This is a genomic window from Paenibacillus sp. JT31N17 (assembly GCF_056269255.1).
In genome coordinates this window covers 1,112,512-1,128,391 of the sequence record NZ_JBWDNP010000001.1, presented here as the reverse complement: position 1 = coordinate 1,128,391, position 15,880 = coordinate 1,112,512, and the positions used below count along the sequence as shown (strand labels likewise).

General features: G+C 57.1%; 11 protein-coding genes. 3 read left to right on the top strand and 8 right to left on the bottom strand.

Translation table 11 applies throughout. The features are described from left to right. Window positions 1–123: 123 nt before the first annotated feature. Both AC0YOB_RS04845 and AC0YOB_RS04840 read left to right on the top strand, forming a co-directional pair. The gene (locus AC0YOB_RS04845) at window positions 124–1,023 is read left to right on the top strand and encodes a helix-turn-helix domain-containing protein (protein WP_475791796.1); all 900 of its coding nucleotides are present in this window, start codon (window positions 124–126) and stop codon (window positions 1,021–1,023) included. After that, entirely contained in the window at window positions 1,020–1,454 is a 435-nt protein-coding gene (locus AC0YOB_RS04840; RefSeq protein WP_475791795.1) for a hypothetical protein, read from the top strand. The genes AC0YOB_RS04845 and AC0YOB_RS04840 overlap by 4 nt, the downstream gene beginning before the upstream one ends. Window positions 1,455–1,603: 149 nt before the next feature. On the opposite strand, the gene AC0YOB_RS04835 is transcribed toward AC0YOB_RS04840, so the two are convergent. Genes AC0YOB_RS04835 through AC0YOB_RS04825 form a run of 3 tightly spaced genes read right to left on the bottom strand, consistent with a single transcriptional unit; the run spans window position 1,604 to window position 5,332 of the window. Continuing rightward, window positions 1,604–2,734, bottom strand: coding sequence for a sialidase family protein (locus tag AC0YOB_RS04835; protein WP_475791794.1), 1,131 nt, complete (start codon window positions 2,732–2,734; stop codon window positions 1,604–1,606). Then, window positions 2,731–4,323: a glycoside hydrolase family 28 protein gene (locus AC0YOB_RS04830; RefSeq protein WP_475791793.1), complete on the bottom strand. Its 1,593-nt coding sequence runs from the start codon at window positions 4,321–4,323 to the stop codon at window positions 2,731–2,733. The genes AC0YOB_RS04835 and AC0YOB_RS04830 overlap by 4 nt, the downstream gene beginning before the upstream one ends. 13 nt (window positions 4,324–4,336) lie before the next feature. Further along, the gene (locus AC0YOB_RS04825; protein ID WP_475791792.1) at window positions 4,337–5,332 is read right to left on the bottom strand and encodes a sialidase family protein; all 996 of its coding nucleotides are present in this window, start codon (window positions 5,330–5,332) and stop codon (window positions 4,337–4,339) included. A gap of 380 nt (window positions 5,333–5,712) precedes the next feature. On the opposite strand from AC0YOB_RS04825, the gene AC0YOB_RS04820 reads away from it, so the two are divergent. Further along, window positions 5,713–5,853 (top strand): hypothetical protein, encoded by a 141-nt coding sequence (locus AC0YOB_RS04820; protein ID WP_475791791.1) that lies wholly within the window; start codon window positions 5,713–5,715, stop codon window positions 5,851–5,853. Window positions 5,854–6,240: 387 nt separating this feature from the next. On the opposite strand, the gene AC0YOB_RS04815 is transcribed toward AC0YOB_RS04820, so the two are convergent. The 5 genes from AC0YOB_RS04815 to AC0YOB_RS04795 form a co-directional block, all read right to left on the bottom strand. After that, the gene (locus tag AC0YOB_RS04815) at window positions 6,241–7,194 is read right to left on the bottom strand and encodes a pectinesterase family protein (RefSeq protein ID WP_475791790.1); all 954 of its coding nucleotides are present in this window, start codon (window positions 7,192–7,194) and stop codon (window positions 6,241–6,243) included. Window positions 7,195–7,298: 104 nt separating this feature from the next. After that, entirely contained in the window at window positions 7,299–8,204 is a 906-nt protein-coding gene (gene dapA, locus AC0YOB_RS04810; protein ID WP_475791789.1) for a 4-hydroxy-tetrahydrodipicolinate synthase, read from the bottom strand. A 36-nt stretch (window positions 8,205–8,240) separates the two neighbouring features. Then, window positions 8,241–10,250 carry an alpha/beta hydrolase family protein gene (locus AC0YOB_RS04805; protein WP_475791788.1) on the bottom strand — a complete coding sequence of 670 codons (2,010 nt, stop codon included), beginning with the start codon at window positions 10,248–10,250 and terminating at the stop codon, window positions 8,241–8,243. Window positions 10,251–10,309: 59 nt separating this feature from the next. Then, window positions 10,310–13,429, bottom strand: a complete 3,120-nt coding sequence (locus tag AC0YOB_RS04800) for a glycosyl hydrolase 2 galactose-binding domain-containing protein (RefSeq protein ID WP_475791787.1) — start codon at window positions 13,427–13,429, stop codon at window positions 10,310–10,312. Window positions 13,430–13,487: 58 nt separating this feature from the next. Continuing rightward, window positions 13,488–15,875 carry a glycoside hydrolase family 95 protein gene (locus tag AC0YOB_RS04795; RefSeq protein ID WP_475791786.1) on the bottom strand — a complete coding sequence of 796 codons (2,388 nt, stop codon included), beginning with the start codon at window positions 15,873–15,875 and terminating at the stop codon, window positions 13,488–13,490. Window positions 15,876–15,880: the final 5 nt, after the last annotated feature.

Here is a 15,880-nt window from a genome sequence, read left to right as displayed (position 1 = left end):
CCGCCCCGCCGCAGTAACGTATTAGCCCTATTCTGTATGTAAAATGATCTATATCATTCCTTGCCTATCCTCAATAGAATAAAAGGGAGCTTAAGCCTTTATTACATTAGCGGGGTGAGATTTATGAATGGACGATTGCGGCATCTGAAGGGGGATCGTTTTTTCAAAGAGAAAACCGGCATTTATTTAAACCGGATCAGAGAAGCGTTTTTGACGCCCAAGCATACGCATGATTTCATCGAAATCTGTTATGTCGACGAAGGCTCCGGCTATCATCATGTCCATAACCAGGTATACCGGGTCAAACGCGGAGATTTGTTTGTCATTCCGGTCGGGACCTCTCACGTCTTCCGGCCGTCATCGCCGAATCAACGCGAGCCGCTCGTCGTGTACAACTGTATTTTCAGGCTGGACGTACTGGACAAATGGAGGCATCTGCTCCCCTGTGACTCCAGCGTTCACTGCGTTATTTTCCACCCTTCAGGGATGGAGATCCCGTATCTGCACATATGCGACAAGCATGATCAGATCCGGCCCCTGATTACCAGCATGCATATGGAATACCTGCGGAAATATGAAAGCTATGAAGCGATTTTGTCCAGTATGCTCATGCAGCTGCTGACCTTGGTCCACCGCATCGGGCATGAAGAAACCGCCACCCATCACGTTCCATGCCGAAAGACAGGCAAGCTGGACGATGCGATGCAGTTTATCCGGGAGCACTATTGCGAATTCCTTACCGTCAAGCAGCTGGCAGACTTTATGTATATGAGTCAGAGCCATTTTCAACGTTCGTTCAAGAGGTCGACAGGCCTCACCTTCACGCAATACCTGCAAAATTTACGCATTCAAAAATGCTGCGAGCTGCTGGAGACGAGCGATCAGCCCGTTCACCAAATCGCAAACATGATCGGGTATAAGGACATGAAATTCTTCCATGCGCTGTTTCTGAAAAAAATGGGAATGACCCCGCAGCAGCACCGCCGCCGGATCCATCAGGCGGAGGGTTACCGCGCTATTTGAGCACTGGAATGATGCTCCGGTCCAGGAAATCCGCAAGATATTCAGCCTGTCCTTGGCCAGGAAGACAGGACGAGCGTTTTGCCAAAGGATCATGCGTTTCCAGGCCGGTTTTTCCCGCTTACAGCATGCTTCCGCTGCTATTCTGCCGATCCAGCAAGGTAAAACCTTATTACAGCGGCTCCCTGGTTGTTTTCACCCGTCGAATCCCTCTCCAGGCCGGTTTTTCCCGCTTACAGCATGCCTTCGCTGCTATTCTGCCGATCCAGCAAGGTAAAGCCTTATTACAGCGGCTTCCTGGTTATTTTCACCTGTCGATTCCCTGTTTAGCCTCTGCTCACAACACCAGCAAAATTCAAATGAACGTTCTGGTAAGAAAACTGCAAAAACCTTATCATATATTTTTCGAGAAACATAAAAATACCATTTTATGAAACAAAATCTTGTTTACCCCTTAAAAATACTATAGAAATTTATAAGACAAAAGCAGGCTGCCCAAAACTTCTTGCAGGCAGCCTGCTTCCTTTATGATGCCTAAATATTCAATATGGCTGCCTGTCCGCTGGTCTCTATGCCCTACGGCTTAGAGGCCGGTAAAACTGAGCTTGCTGGCCCATTCCTCGCCGACGCGGACATATTTGATCGTTTTGCGCAAATAGGAAAAGGCGATATGCAGCTTCCCGTCGCCGGTGGAAATAATGCTGGGATAGGAATAGCCCACTTCCCTCTCCTTATATTCCAGATCGGCCGTCTGGACGTTTCGGATGTGGGGCCACGTCCTTCCCTCATCCTCCGATACGGCCAATGTGAGCGGCGTCCGAAGCGTCTTACGCCGGAAACCGTCCCCTTTCTTCACCCAGCGGAACTGGTCGCGCTCAATCGAGGAATTGTTGAAGATGAGCGCCCAGCGTCCGTCCGGCAGAGCAGTTGCCTGCATGGAGGAGTTATTGTTCGGCAGCATGCTCTTCTCGGGAACCGACCAGTTGCGTCCATCCGGAGAGACGCTTGTATAGATCCGGTCGGCATGGCGGCTGCGGAACATGGCGTAAAGACTTCCGTCACTACGCTCGATGACGTTCATCTGCACGCAGTGAAGGCTGTTCGGCACCTCATGCTCCTCCCAGGTGCCGCCCTGATCCGGGCTGATTTTGACGACGCTGTAATGCCCGCCTGATTTGCAATAATAAGCGGGAAGCAGCCAGGCTCCATCCCTCAGCACAACAACCGGATGCCGCAGGAAAATGCCCGGTCCGTCAAACAGTGTTTCCCCCGGTCCCCAGGTATGCCCGCGGTCCTCCGAAATGCGGCTCACAACTCTTGACGTCTTCTGATCATGGGGCTGATTGGACGTATGGAACAACCATACCTTCCCGCCACCGGGCTCCTGAAACAGGACGGGATTTTGCTCGGAGCGCACCGGGTCGCTGGCCAGCACCTCTGGTTCCGACCAGCAGCCCGTGCCAGAGGGCAGTCTCGACATGACGATGTTTGTATCCGGATTCCCTTCCCCGCTGCCTGAAAACCAGACGCACAGCAAGTCGCCGTTGTCGAGTGCCAGCAGATTGGCGGAATGGCTGTCCGCTTCATATTTTATCGGAAGGAAACCTTCCATCACTTCCGGATCGTTTTCCGATGGCGCAATGACTCCGTTAAACCGTTCCACTCCGCTCACACTCCTTAATGTTTCACCCTGCTGCCGAAAATCCGCAATCATTCCGCTTCCCGCTCCTCTCCTGTATAAATCCGAATTTGCGATGCGTCTGTTTCCGGTGCGCATGTCACCTTATATAGTTCCATTCCATCCCCGTGGATCTCCACATTGGAAGTTCCGGCGCCGCCAACCTCCATAAACGGCTGGTCCGCAGCCAGCGGCGATACCCTCTCCAGCCGGATTTCGCCGCATTCGCGAAGCGACAGCAGCGGACCCTGCCCAGTCGTGACCGTAACATCGGCAAAGCTTGCATTCCTTACAAATTCCATGGAAATCCCTTTCTTCGAAACGATATTCACATCGTGAAACCGGATATTTTCAATCGGCATTTCCGCAAGCCCCTTCATATGAACCGCCTGGTTGGCGCCCGTACAATTGATATGCTCGAACAGAAAATCGCGGAATACCGGGGTTCCCTCCGATACCGGCTCGACAACCGGGTGTTCCGAGCCTGCATGGCTGTAGAACATGCTGAATGTAATCGCTTCTTTGGGAATGCCGACCATCCTGATGTTTCGTATCCGGATGTTCTCCACTACACCTCCGCGTCCCCTTGCCGTCTTGAACCGCAGACCGTTGTCGGTGCCCATGAACAGACAATCCGTGATGGAGACGTTTCGCACACCGCCGGACATCTCGCTGCCGATGACGAAGCCTCCGTGTCCGTGATACACGGTGCAATCATGTATGCTGATATTCTCGCACGGCGCACCGAGCTCCCGTCCGTCCGTATCCTTGCCCGATTTGATGCAAATGGCATCGTCGCCAACGTCGAACTGCGAGTCGGCAATCTCCACATAACGGCATGAATCGAGATCCAGGCCGTCCCCGTTCTGGGAATACCACGGATTTTTGACGGTTATGCCGCGGATCGTGACATGCTCGCAAAGCCATGGATGCAGGCACCAGCTGGGGGAATTTTGAAACGTTGTCCCCTCCAGAAGTACACGGCGGCACCGGTCCAGCTGCAGCAGCGCCGGTCTCAGGAAGTCCCGCGCCGGCAGGTAAGCCTCCGGTTCAGCTGCGCCACCCTCAATCAATCGCTTGGCGATCGCTGCTCCCCGAATCGCCTGCTCCGTCGGCCACCACATCCGCCCATTGGCGTCCGTCACGCCGCCGGAGGAGGTGAGCGCCTTCCACTGGTGCTCGGTCATCTTCATCCGTTTGACCGGACGCCATGCATCCCCCGATCCGTCGAATACGCCTTTTCCCGTTATGGCAACGTCATGCAGATCGGCTCCGTAAAGCGGCGAGATGCAGCGCACCGTTCTCAAGCCCTCATAGCTTGTATGGATGAGCGGATAATCGTCGAAGCTCCTGCTGAACAGCACCAGCGCTCCCCCCTCCGCATGGAGGTTGATGCCGCTTTGCAGCCTGAGCGGACCGGTCAGCCATATGCCCGGCGGAATCCTCACCGTTCCGCCCCCAAGCGAGGAGCAGGCTTCAATCGCGCTGTTAATGGCAGCGGTATTCATCGTCGCTCCGTCCCCGACCGCGCCGAAGTCGGGGATGGAATACACCTTATTTGGAAATGACGGCAGCTCCGGGTGATTGTTTTGAATGCCGGGCTCCGACAGGGACCAATGTGTCAAGTGAAACTCCTCCTCATGTCTTGTCTGCCTGGCGGCACAGGGGTATCCGGCAGAAAGCGATTCTTTCTCTTTTCCATGTATACGTCACATACAGATGATCTCCGCGAGCCACAACGGCCGGATAGGAATACTGCTTCTCGCCCTGATCGAGCAGGAGCTCGGAGTGCCATCTTTGTCCGTTGTCTTCGGATAGCCGCAGGACAAGCGGGGTTCGGGGTCCTTTGGTGCTGCCCGCCTCTGGGCGCACGGGATTGTAGACTAGCGCGAGCAGCCCGTCATCCGCCTTCACCAGATCGATTCCGCTGTTGTTGTTGGGGAGGTCTGTAGGGTACGCCGGACTCCAGGTTTTGCCGCCGTCCCGGGAATCGCTCCGATAGATCGCGCCTTCCGTACTGCGGGTCAGCATATGTACAATGCCCGGATGAGATTCCCATATTGCCGGCTGGATGATGCCTTTGCCAAGCAGAACGCTGTGGTCAAGAGGAACCGTTTCGCTGCGGACCCAAGTCTCGCCTCCGTCCCGGGACAAATCCACAAAGGCGTCCCAGGCTGGCTCCAGCGATGCCGGTGCCGCAATCGTGCCGTCGGACAGGATAACCGGTTTATTTTTCACCGGCCCTCTTCCTCCGACATCCCCCTCGACGAGCTGCTTCGGAAGACTCCAGGTAATTCCGCCATCCGCTGAGCTCATGACCATCGTCGTCCATGACGATATGGTTTTTCCAATTTTATAATAGAGCAGGATCAATCCGTCGTCCCGGCGGAAAAGCACGGGATTCCAGTGCGGCATATCGTCTTGATCCGCCAGCTTCTCCGGGGACGACCAGATGCCATCCGTTCTCAGCGCTGCCCAGATGGCCACATCTCCGGCTCCCTCCCGCGAACCGCCGAACCAGGCCGCAATGACCGTTTCATCCGGCAGCACGACCAGCGTAGATGCGTGGCAGCTCCGGAACGGCCGCTCTTCTTCAAAAATAAACTCCCTCGTCAATTCTCCATATGGACTCATCGCATTTGCTCCTTTACCCGGTCCAGGGTACGCGTCGTGCGGCCCCTCGACCTTCTGGAGTTCATTATAACGCGGGGTAAAATCCTATTTTTAGGCGGAATCCGCTTCTTCTATAGGGATATCCTGCGCAAGACGGCTAGCCGGAGATGGCCGCCTGTCCAGGTCGTCATCCTTATGACATACCTACTACGCCGGATTGGCGATGCTGCACGGTTTTTCCCGCTTACAGCGCCTGAACCCGGCGGCAGCCGTCTGCAAGAAGGATTTTGCTTGCTGGAGATGGCGGCCGGCCCCTACTGACCCGGATTGGCGATGCTGCACGGTTTTTCCCGCTTACAGCACCTGATCCCGGCGGCAGCTGTCTGCAAGAAGGATTTTGCTTGCTGGAGATGGTAGCTGGCGCATACAGATGCCGGATTGGCGATGCTGCACGGTTTTTCCCGCTTACAGCACCTGATCCCGGCGGCAGCCGTCTGCAAGAAGGATTTTGCTTGCTGGAGATGGCGGCCGGCCCCTACTGACCCGGATTGGCGATGCTGCACGGTTTTTCCCGCTTACAGCGCCTGAACCTCTGGGCAGCCGACTGCAAGAAGGATTTTGCTTGCCGGAGATGGCGTCTTCACTGTGCCATACTTTCGCCTTCTGATATTGTAAGAAGAAACAGCATCGTCGCGGATTTATCGCAGCAATCGCAAGTTTCTTCGTCTTCTTCCAAATACTGTATGGGCAATAGACCTGATTTATAATTTTCACAGCGTTCAAAAAAAGATCGGCAAGGCCATTTTCTCTTCCAGGCACATGAGATACATTCTGTAAAATGGATCTTACTCACGTACCTCAGCAGATCCTCCGTCTCCCTGCTTGACTATCCGGTACGATTAACCACCTATGTTTCGGGATCCCGCTCTTTACAATCCGCTGTAATCCACCGTCATTGCATCGGGATCCCATCCATCGCTTCCGCCCAGCGCGGAGAACTTCAGCCCGTCGGCTTCCGGACCCGGCAGCCGTTTCGCCCAGGCTGCGCGGCTTTCCGGCCGGGCACCGGGACCGGTGCTGCCGAATTCGGCGAACGAGGCCGTCTTTTCCCGGCTCGGATCGCGCCAGTTGTCCCAGCCCGCCGGCCGGATGTGGCGGTCCATCCACGAGCGGACAAACGCGACCTTGGCGTGCGGCCGCCAAGGTCTGCCGAGACTGACGCTGTGCTCCGGCGCCGCGCCGGTCAGCTTGCAGTTGACAAAGACGTAGCCATAAGCCTGCTCCTCGGCTGTGGAGGCAGCGGTCACATATCCGCTATGTCTTCGGATGCTGTGAATTTCACATCGCTCGAATACCGCCGTCGCCGATCCGAATATAAAATCAACCGTTCCCTCGATGTAACTGTCTGCGTAATATTGTCTTCCCTGTCCGGGCGTGTACAAGGTATCCTGGTTGCCCCGGATGCAGACGTCGCGGAAGACGGCCCGGTCTCCGGCGACGGCCAGCGCCAGAGCCTGCCCTTTGTACAATCCGGCCTGATTGGAGAAGGTAAGTCTTTCCGCGTGGAAATCATCGGCGTAAATATAGGTGCTGGCGCTGTTGTCGTTGCCGATCTTCATGCCATCCTGTCCGATCATGTTCGCGTAATCCGAATAAACGAGCACGGTGCCCTCCCGGCTTTCCCCGATCAGACTAAGCCCCTTCTTGCTTGCCGGAACGATAACCTTCTCTTCATAAATGCCCTTGCGGATATAAATAACCGTCCTCCCGTCGGAATGCTCCGGTGCAGCCGCCACCGCCTCCTGGACGGTCCGGAAATCGCCTTCCCCGCGGCCATCCACCACTATTGTCGCCACTAATCCTGTCCCCTTTCCCGATCCCATCCTCTAAACCCCTAACCCGCTTACTCGCATTTTCCGGACAACGGAACATCCCCGGTTATCCGACTCGAATCTGAATATGAAGCTGTATCCTGTCTTCATTCATTTCATGACAATTCCTCGCGGATGCAGCCCAGCTCCCGGTAGTATCCGAGCACATGATCGAGCTCTGCGGAAGCATCCGGATTAAGCGGAGCGATCGGTGACCGGCAGGGACCTGCGTCAAGTCCCATACGGTTCATCGCTTCCTTGAATACCGACGGCAGCGTCGCCTTCTGGTACACTTGCGACAGTGGATCCAGCAGCGCCTGCGCCTTCTCGGCCGCCTCCTCATCACCGTTTTGCCAAAGGTTATAGATGGATACAAGCAGCTCCGGCAGCACGTTGGCCGACCCGCTGACGCCGCCTTTTCCCCCAGCTCTCAGCGTCTGCAGGAGCAGAGCGTCCGAACCGGAGAGGACGGCAAAATCAGGACCCCCAGCAGCAATGTACTGCTTGATCAAATCCAGACTGCCGCTGCTGTCCTTGATCGCGACGATATTGCCGACTTTCGCAAGCTCTCCGACCGTCCGCGGCTCGAGATTGACACCCGTCCGGGCGGGGAAATTGTACAGCACGATCGGCAGCGATACCGACGCGGCGACGCTCCGGTAATGGTCGATCAGCTCCTGCTGGGTGAAGGGAAGAAAGTACGGCGCGATGATCGACAGCGCATCCGCTCCGATCTCCTCCATCCGCTCGGACAGCGCCGCGACCTCTCTTGTGCTGATGCCGCCCGTTCCCGCATAAATCGGAACCTTTCCTTTCGCTTCTTCCACGACGATCTTCATGATCCGGATTTTCTCCTCTTGCGTAAGGGAGAAAAATTCCCCGTTCGTGCCCAGACCAAATAGCCCGTGAGCGCCGGCGTCCAGAAAACGGCGGACAAACCGGCGCAGCGCGCCCTCGTTTATTTCCTGGTCCTCCGTAAAGGGCGTCATAATTACAGGAATAACTCCTTGCAGCAGCTTCACTTGCTTCAACCTCCATCATTCGATTCTTGGAACAGATCAGTTGGCCCGGTTAAGATCAGCTTCGACTGCGGCAGGTTCCGCTTCCCGCTTCAAACGGCCTTCCGCCTCCAGCCACCGGTCCATGTCCGGCAGGTCGAAATACCGCAGCATGCCGGGAAGTATATAGCTGAGCGAGTCTTCAGGCTCGCCCCATGGACTGCGGATCCATTCCGCCAGGCTGCCGAAGGAGCGGTCCATCCTGACGCTTTTTACCTTCGGCTGGAGCATTGCGGCCCAGCCCGCATATACCGCATACCTGCCGCAGCCGTATAATTCGATATCCTCTTCGTCGATCACATCAGCCATTCCCGCTGCCAGATCCACGGCGCGCAGAACATCATAGACGCGCATGGCCGCCAGACTGTCACCAAGCCACATCAATTCATCCGTATGCTTGTCGAGAACACCGAACAGCTTATACGGATCTTCGTCCGGTTCGTCCAGATGCGGCAGAAGGGGGCCAACCGCTGTAGGATTGAGCACCATAACAATTCTGCCCGCCGAGCAGGCCTGCCGGATCCATGAAGCATGCGGCTCCAGGCAATGTGTCCCGCGGTCCCAAACTGCTATGGTTACGGGACGTTTGCCGCTTTCCGGACAATCTTCGCTGAACAGCATGGCGTGATTCAACAAGCCGCGCTGGCTCCACCATACGGCGCGGCTTACCAGCATCCCGTCATAAACGCCGCCTCCGGCATGGCGGGGATTCATGTCAACGGGGCACCGGCCCGCATAAACGGCAGATTTCAGCCATTCCACAGCCTTTTGCTTCAGCATGCCCCCCTGAAGCTGCCGTCTGTCCGACTCGATCTCCGCAAGCCGCTTCCCATTCTCATCATATATGCCCATTGCCCCGTCCAGCTCTCCGATCACCTGTCCGCTCCGGGTGCACCACAGCTGCTCCGGCGGCAGCAGCTCAATGCTTTTCTCAGCCGGAGAACCGGAAGTCTCCAGCAGATGCTTCGAGAAGAACCGGACGGCCGCGCGCACCAGCGGGACAGTGAAGCGGTGCGCGTTCTCGTCCTCGTACAATTCCAGACGGTCGCCCTGTCCGAACAGCTCCCAGAACCTTTTGTTCACTCCGACCGTATGACGCGGCCCCTCGATCGGGACGGAATCGTATGTTGTCGCAAGCACAAGAACCGGACGGGGCGCCATGGCAAGCACAATATCCTCGTGATCGAAGCCGGACGCCGAGAAGCCGGGCCATTTCTGCTCCGCGTCCTGCGTCTTGCCGGTAAGCAGGAAGTACGGGCGGTTCATGATGAATCCGCCGGGTGCGGCAGCCGCTAACCGGCGGTCGTACATCATCAGCAGCGAGGTCTGCATCCCCCCGCCGGAATGGCCGATTGCTCCGATCCGGCTCGGATCGACCTCCGGGCGGGTGCATAAATAGTCGATCGCCCGGACTGCGTCATGCAGCATGAAGCGCGCCAGGCTGTCGCCCATCGGCAGGAGCCTGCGGCCGGCATTCTCATGATCCCGCACGCTTGACATGAGGGCCTGCCTCGTGACCGGGTCAAACAAGTTCAACCGCTCTCCCTGGCCGATCGGGTCAATCGCCAGCACGACAAGTCCGGCATGAACGAGGTGATGGCAGGCGGTCTGATATTCGTCGCAATGCTTGGCCTTCTCGCGGTGGCCGCATAACAGCAGCACCGCGCCGCGCGGCCGTTCAATGCCCGCTGGAACGTATAAGTTCGCGGTTACATGCACATTGGGCCTCGATTCAAAAATCACTTTCTCGATACGGAAGCCGCTGCCCTCGACGATCCCGGAAATCCATGGATTCAGCGGAGTGTCCATCGGCGGCATGCCCCCGACGGACCGCTCGATGCCTTCGCGGACGGCCATCTGCCGGCGCTCCACGTCCGCAATCGTTTGAATCTTCGCCCGCTCCCGCTCGCCTTCCGCCGCCGCGCGCATCGCCGCTTCGTATACCAGCCGCGGCAGCTGGCTTCTCACATCGAAGCCTGCAACCCGCGAGTTCTCGAGTTTTTCCCACATCGCCGAATAGTCGCCTCCTCCTTGAAATCGCTGGAAACGCTTGAATCGCTGCACTGGAATTATGCCTGCCTTTCCTGACTGGGCACCGACTGCACCGCAGCGGCTTCATAACTGCGGCCGGAACTCCCCAGCAAGGAAATAAGGAACCGGTCAAGCACCGGATTGCAGCCGACCCGTCCGGCAAGCGGCAGAGCGATGAAATAGATGACGCCCTTCCCGAGAAGCTTGCTTGCAACGACAGGCAGCTTAACCTTCTCGCCGGCCGAGCGCCGGTACAGATAGGTGAACACAATGGTCTCCAGCCTTTCCCCCGCCAGCTGGCTGTCGGCCATTCCCTCGATCCGCCCGCAGCTCTTGTCATAGAAGTAAGAGAAATCGTCTTCTCTCATCCACTCCAGGCCGGGCGTTCCGCGTTCAATCGCCAGCGTGTATCTGGTTTTCATTCTTACCGCTTCCACATTGGCCCCTTCAATCTCCCAGGCATCCTGCTCGCCTCCGCTGCCGCTGCCGCGGATCAGCAGGAGTGAAGCGCCTTCCCTCACCCGCTTCAGCAGGGAAGCCTTGCGGACCGCAAATTCCTTGCCTGACGAGACGATAAGCGGAATATCGCCGCGCCAGTCCGCACCCTCATCCGCCCCGGTCTCCGCAACCGCCTCCGCGGACAGCCGCAATGAGGCGGCAAGCCGCTTGGCATCCTCCCCGATATAAGCAGCCTTAACCGGAAGACCCCCGGCTGCAATATCCGGAAATGCTTCGAATGCCAGGCGTTCCCGGTTCACGGCACTTCCGCTTTCGTCAAGCAGGGAAGCGTCCACATACAGACAACGCCTTTCCGTGACCCGAGGAACGGTGAACCGGATCGTGCCCGCATACTTCGAGGCCGTATGCGGGATGGACTCCGCAGGCAGCTCATAATGCCCATAATCGCCAGCTTCGTCCCGCAGCGTCGCGATAATGCGGCAGTTATGAAGCACATTTGCCGTGTCGTTCAGAAGCCACACCTCGATCTCCAGCTGCTCCCCCTCGTACGCCTTCAGCCTGTCGCAGCGCAGATGAACGCGGACCGGCTCCAGACAGGTGCGGTAAATGAAATAGGCCGGCTTCGGGACCCGGTCGACGCCGACCAGCGCCTTCATCCAGCCGGAAGGCCATGCGTCAATCAGCAGATGCACTGCGGTGGAAACGACATAATCGGCTCTTCTTCTCCATGCGTCCGTCATCCATTTCGTCGCCAGGCTTTGATGGCGCTGGCTGGCGCGAATCCATTCCCCGATCGTCCGCTGCTCCGTATACCAGTCGCCGTGCATGCCGTATGTCTGCGCACGGACGATTTTCTCGGGAGTCCAGGGCTCATTTTCGCTTTCGCCGGCTGGAAGCCATGCCTTGGGATAATAAGCCCTCATGACATCCAGATTATCGAGCCCTTCCGCTCCGTATTCGCCGCAGCCCGCCTTCCATCCCTCCCGGATGGGCGGCAGGAAGCCTTGGTGCATTTTGCCGAGAGGCATAATATTGTCGGTGTACCACATGGTGTAGCAATGAAAATCGGGAAGCCCCTCGCGGGTCGGCGGGTCGTAATCTCCGTCGGTGTTCTTGACGACGCGATCCGGATTCTCGATATAAATCGCCTGCCTGGCCGCGACGAAGAACGCTTCCAGTTCATCGCGGAACAGGAAGCGATGGCCTTTCCTTCTCTTCTCCGTCCGCGAAGGCTCATTGATCAGCGATACGATGACGGAGGACGGATGGCTCCTGATAAGCCGCTCCATCTCCGCCGCCTGCCGCACCGCTTCGACGAACTGATTGCGCCGGATATGGCCGAACGTCGGCAAATCGCTTTGGTGCAGCATGCCAAGACGGTCGAAATAATCGTAAATTTCTTCCTGCACGGGACGCTGCGTCATCCGGAAAAAATTCATATTTGCCAGCTTGGCGATCAGGATGTCGTCGATCAGCTGCCCGTCATCACCGCGCATCACACACTGCTGGAGATGGCCCATTTCATTGGCGCCGCGCAGTATAATCGGTCGGTTGTTGAAATAGAGAGACCCCTTCGGCAGCGACTGTTCATCCAGTTGAAATTTCCGCATCCCGAAATGTCGGTCCTGACAATCGGTCCACTGGCCGCCGCTCCTCAGCGAGACGCGGGCTATATACAAGCAGGGCGATTCCAGCTCCCACAGCCGGAAAGCAGGCAATTCGATCCTGTACCGGAAATAGTTCATGCCCGGGCCGGCATACGCTATAACGAACGGAAAAGGACCGTATGTCTCACCGGTGAAATTGTCCGGCAGGATTTCGATGCATATTTCCCTGTCCTCGATCAGTCCGTCCGTCGCGTTCTCCGCATCGACCCATATCTCCGCATACGCTTCGTCTATATTGGGCCTGACGAATATGTCCTTGATGAACAGCGGCGGCCTTTCCTCCACATACACCTTGTTATACAAGCCGGCCCCCGGAGGGCAGTGATGCCAGCCGCTGTCCGGATCATCCCACCCCGGACCGGTCGCCGCATATATTTTGTCCCCGTCCAGCAGCGTTCCGCCGACACCCATCATGGGATAATCGTTTTGCACTTCGATCACAAGCGTATTGTTCTCCTGCAGCAGCTCCGTCACGTCGAATTCGAAAGGGGCGAAGAAGCCCTCATGCGCGCCTACGCATTTGTCATTGAAATAGACAACCGCCTTGTAATCAACTCCCTTGAATGCGAGATAAACGCGATTGTCCGGCGAAGCCGGGCGGAAAGCGAATTCGGTGCGGTAATATCCCGTCCAACGCCCCTCTTCATCCGTCGGTCCCCGAAAATCGGGAATGCCCGCCGTCTCCCATTCGCCCGCGCCCTCCAGGATGCGCCGGAACCGGCTGTCCTCCTCCGCCTTGTAACGGAATTGAAATTCGGCGAGCTCTATCCGTAATCGCTCCAGGCTGGCCTCTGGTGCCAGCTTCCGCAGAAATGGCGCATATTGGACGCGAAGCTGCTCAAGCTGCTCCTGAAAAAGGGCAAGCTGCTGCTCATACGAGGCTTCCTCCGGCTTATCCGATGCTTGCCGGCCGGGCGCAAAATAGGTTTTCTGATAAGCTAACGGCGGAATTTCCTGAAAATGTTCCCCATTAGACGGATGCTCGCGGGAAGCGATTTCCGCAAACGGGTCGTGCTGACGATGTCGCTCCATTTCATGCCCCCTGGCGGAAAATTATAATTCCGGCAGCACTGCGCCGCCGGATTCTGTGTTAAAGAGCTTCACTCCTGTCCATCTCGCCTGCGTTCCCCATAAACGCCGAAGCGCGCAGCTCACGGCGCACCGGGGTCAGGAAATAAGTTTTTCCCGCTTCGGCTTCGAACTCCGTGATGAAACCGTCCGAGGTTCGAGCGACCTCTGCATGATCCGCAGCGATATGGAGCGGCAGAAGCGGATAAGCGCATACGACCCGGCATAACCCGCTCTTCGTCGCCATAATCCGGCAGTGAACAAGCTGTCCATCAGCCCATTCCAGATCGACTGTATAGCCGCCACGCGCCCGCAGTCCCTGAACGCTGCCCATCTTCCATGCTCCTGGCAGCGCAGGCAGCAGATTCAATTGTCCGCGGTGAGACTGCAGCAGCATTTCCGCGACGCCAGCCGTTCCGCCGAAGTTGCCGTCAATCTGGAACGGGGGGTGATTGTCGAACAGATTCGGCAGCGTGGAGTTGGCAATCAGCAGCTTCAAATGCTCGTAAGCCTTCTCCTGCTGTTCCAGCCGCGCCCAGAAATTCACAATCCATGCCCGGCTCCAACCTGTATGTCCCCCTCCGTTTTCCAGCCTGCGCTCCAGCGCCCGCGCCGCCGCCGCCGCCCATTCCGGCGTATCGCGGACATGGATCATTTCCCCGGGGTAGAGGGCAAAAAGATGGGAGATATGCCGATGTCCCGCTTTGGCCTCATCCCAGTCCTCCAGCCATTCCTGCAGCTGGCCGTATTTACCGATCTGCGGCTGAGGCAGACGGCGCAGCGTATCTTCCCATTTGCGGCAAAGCATCTCGTCCGTCGGCACCGTCTTTGCCGCCTCCAGGCACGCGCTTAGCAGCGTATACACAATTTGCGTATCCATAGATGGAGCCATACAGAGCGAACCCACTGCACCATTGGAGCGGATAAAGCGGTTCTCGGGTGAAGTGGAAGGTCCGGTTATGAGCCGTCCCTGCTCATCCTCCGTCAAGTAGTCCAGGAAAAAATCCGCCGCTTCGCGCATGACCGGGAACGCCTTCTCGCGCAGAAACGCCTCATCCATGCCGAACCGGAAATGCTCCCACAAATGCAGGGAAAGCCAGGCCGCGCCCATCGGCCATACCGATGCCGGCATATGATTGCCTTCGATTTGCGTCGATCCCCACATATCCGTATTATGATGGGCGACGAACCCGCCGCAGCCGTATATTTCGGAAGCCGTTCTTCTGCCATTGGGCCTCATCCGCTCGATCAGATCGAACAGCGGTTCATGACATTCGGACAGATTGCATGATTCGGCAGGCCAATAATTCATCTCCGTGTTGATGTTGATCGTATACTTCGACTCCCACGAAGGGGTATAGCTCTCGTTCCATATCCCCTGCAAATTCGCAGGATTGCTGCCCGGGCGCGAGCTGGACATGAGAAGATAGCGCCCATACTGGAAATAAAGCGAAATAAGCGGAAGATCCTCTTTTCCATCTTTGAAGCGTTCCAGCCTCACATTGGTCGGGACCTTCTGCGCAAGGGCGCCGCTGTCAGGGGACCCGAGCTCAAGCCGGACCCGCCGGAATTTGGCGGTGTGCTCCGCAGTATGGTCCCGCTTCACCTCCATGAAGCCTTTGCTTGCCGCCGCCTCCACCTGCCGGAGGCATTCCGCTTCGGGGTTGTCGAAACGGAAGGTCGTGGCTGCCGACAGATAGAGCGTGACCTCCTCGGCATGGCGGACCAGCAGAAAATCCCCGATCGTCTGCACCGTTCCTCCCTTGGCCGAAGCTTTGAGCGCGGTGCAGAAGGAGATGCCGTTCTTCCCGCATTCCCCCTTCATCAGCAGGCTGTCGCCGGTGGGCGTAGCCGTGCCTTCGTCGAAGGGGCGCCGGCTCAATTGAAACCGGAGGTTCAATTTGCCCGGCGTTTCGCTGGCGATCCGGATGACGATCACCTGATCAACCGAGCTGCTGAACATCTCGCGCTCATAGCGTACGCCGTTCAAGCGGTACCTTACATGCGCGATTCCCTGCTCGATATCAAGATCCCGGTAATAATCCGAGATCATCTCCTTCTCCCCATTATGGTAAATGTTCAAATCACCGAGCGGCTGATACGGATTCAGCGATTTTGGAATCGACATCATCCCCATCTGGGCCAGCTCCTCCGCCTCCTGCTGCCGCCCTTCCCTGAGCAGCCGCCTGACTTCGGGCAAATTCCGTTTCGCCTCGGGATTATCTCCGTTCTTCACGCCTCCGTACCACACGGAATCTTCATTCAACTGCAGCCTTTCCAGATAGACCTTGCCGAAAATCATCGCTCCCAGCCGTCCATTGCCGATCGGCAGCGCCTCATCCCAAATTTTGGCCGGTTTGTCGTACCAGAGCTTTGATGAATAGGGTGCGGATTCCATTGTTTTATCCAAGGCCG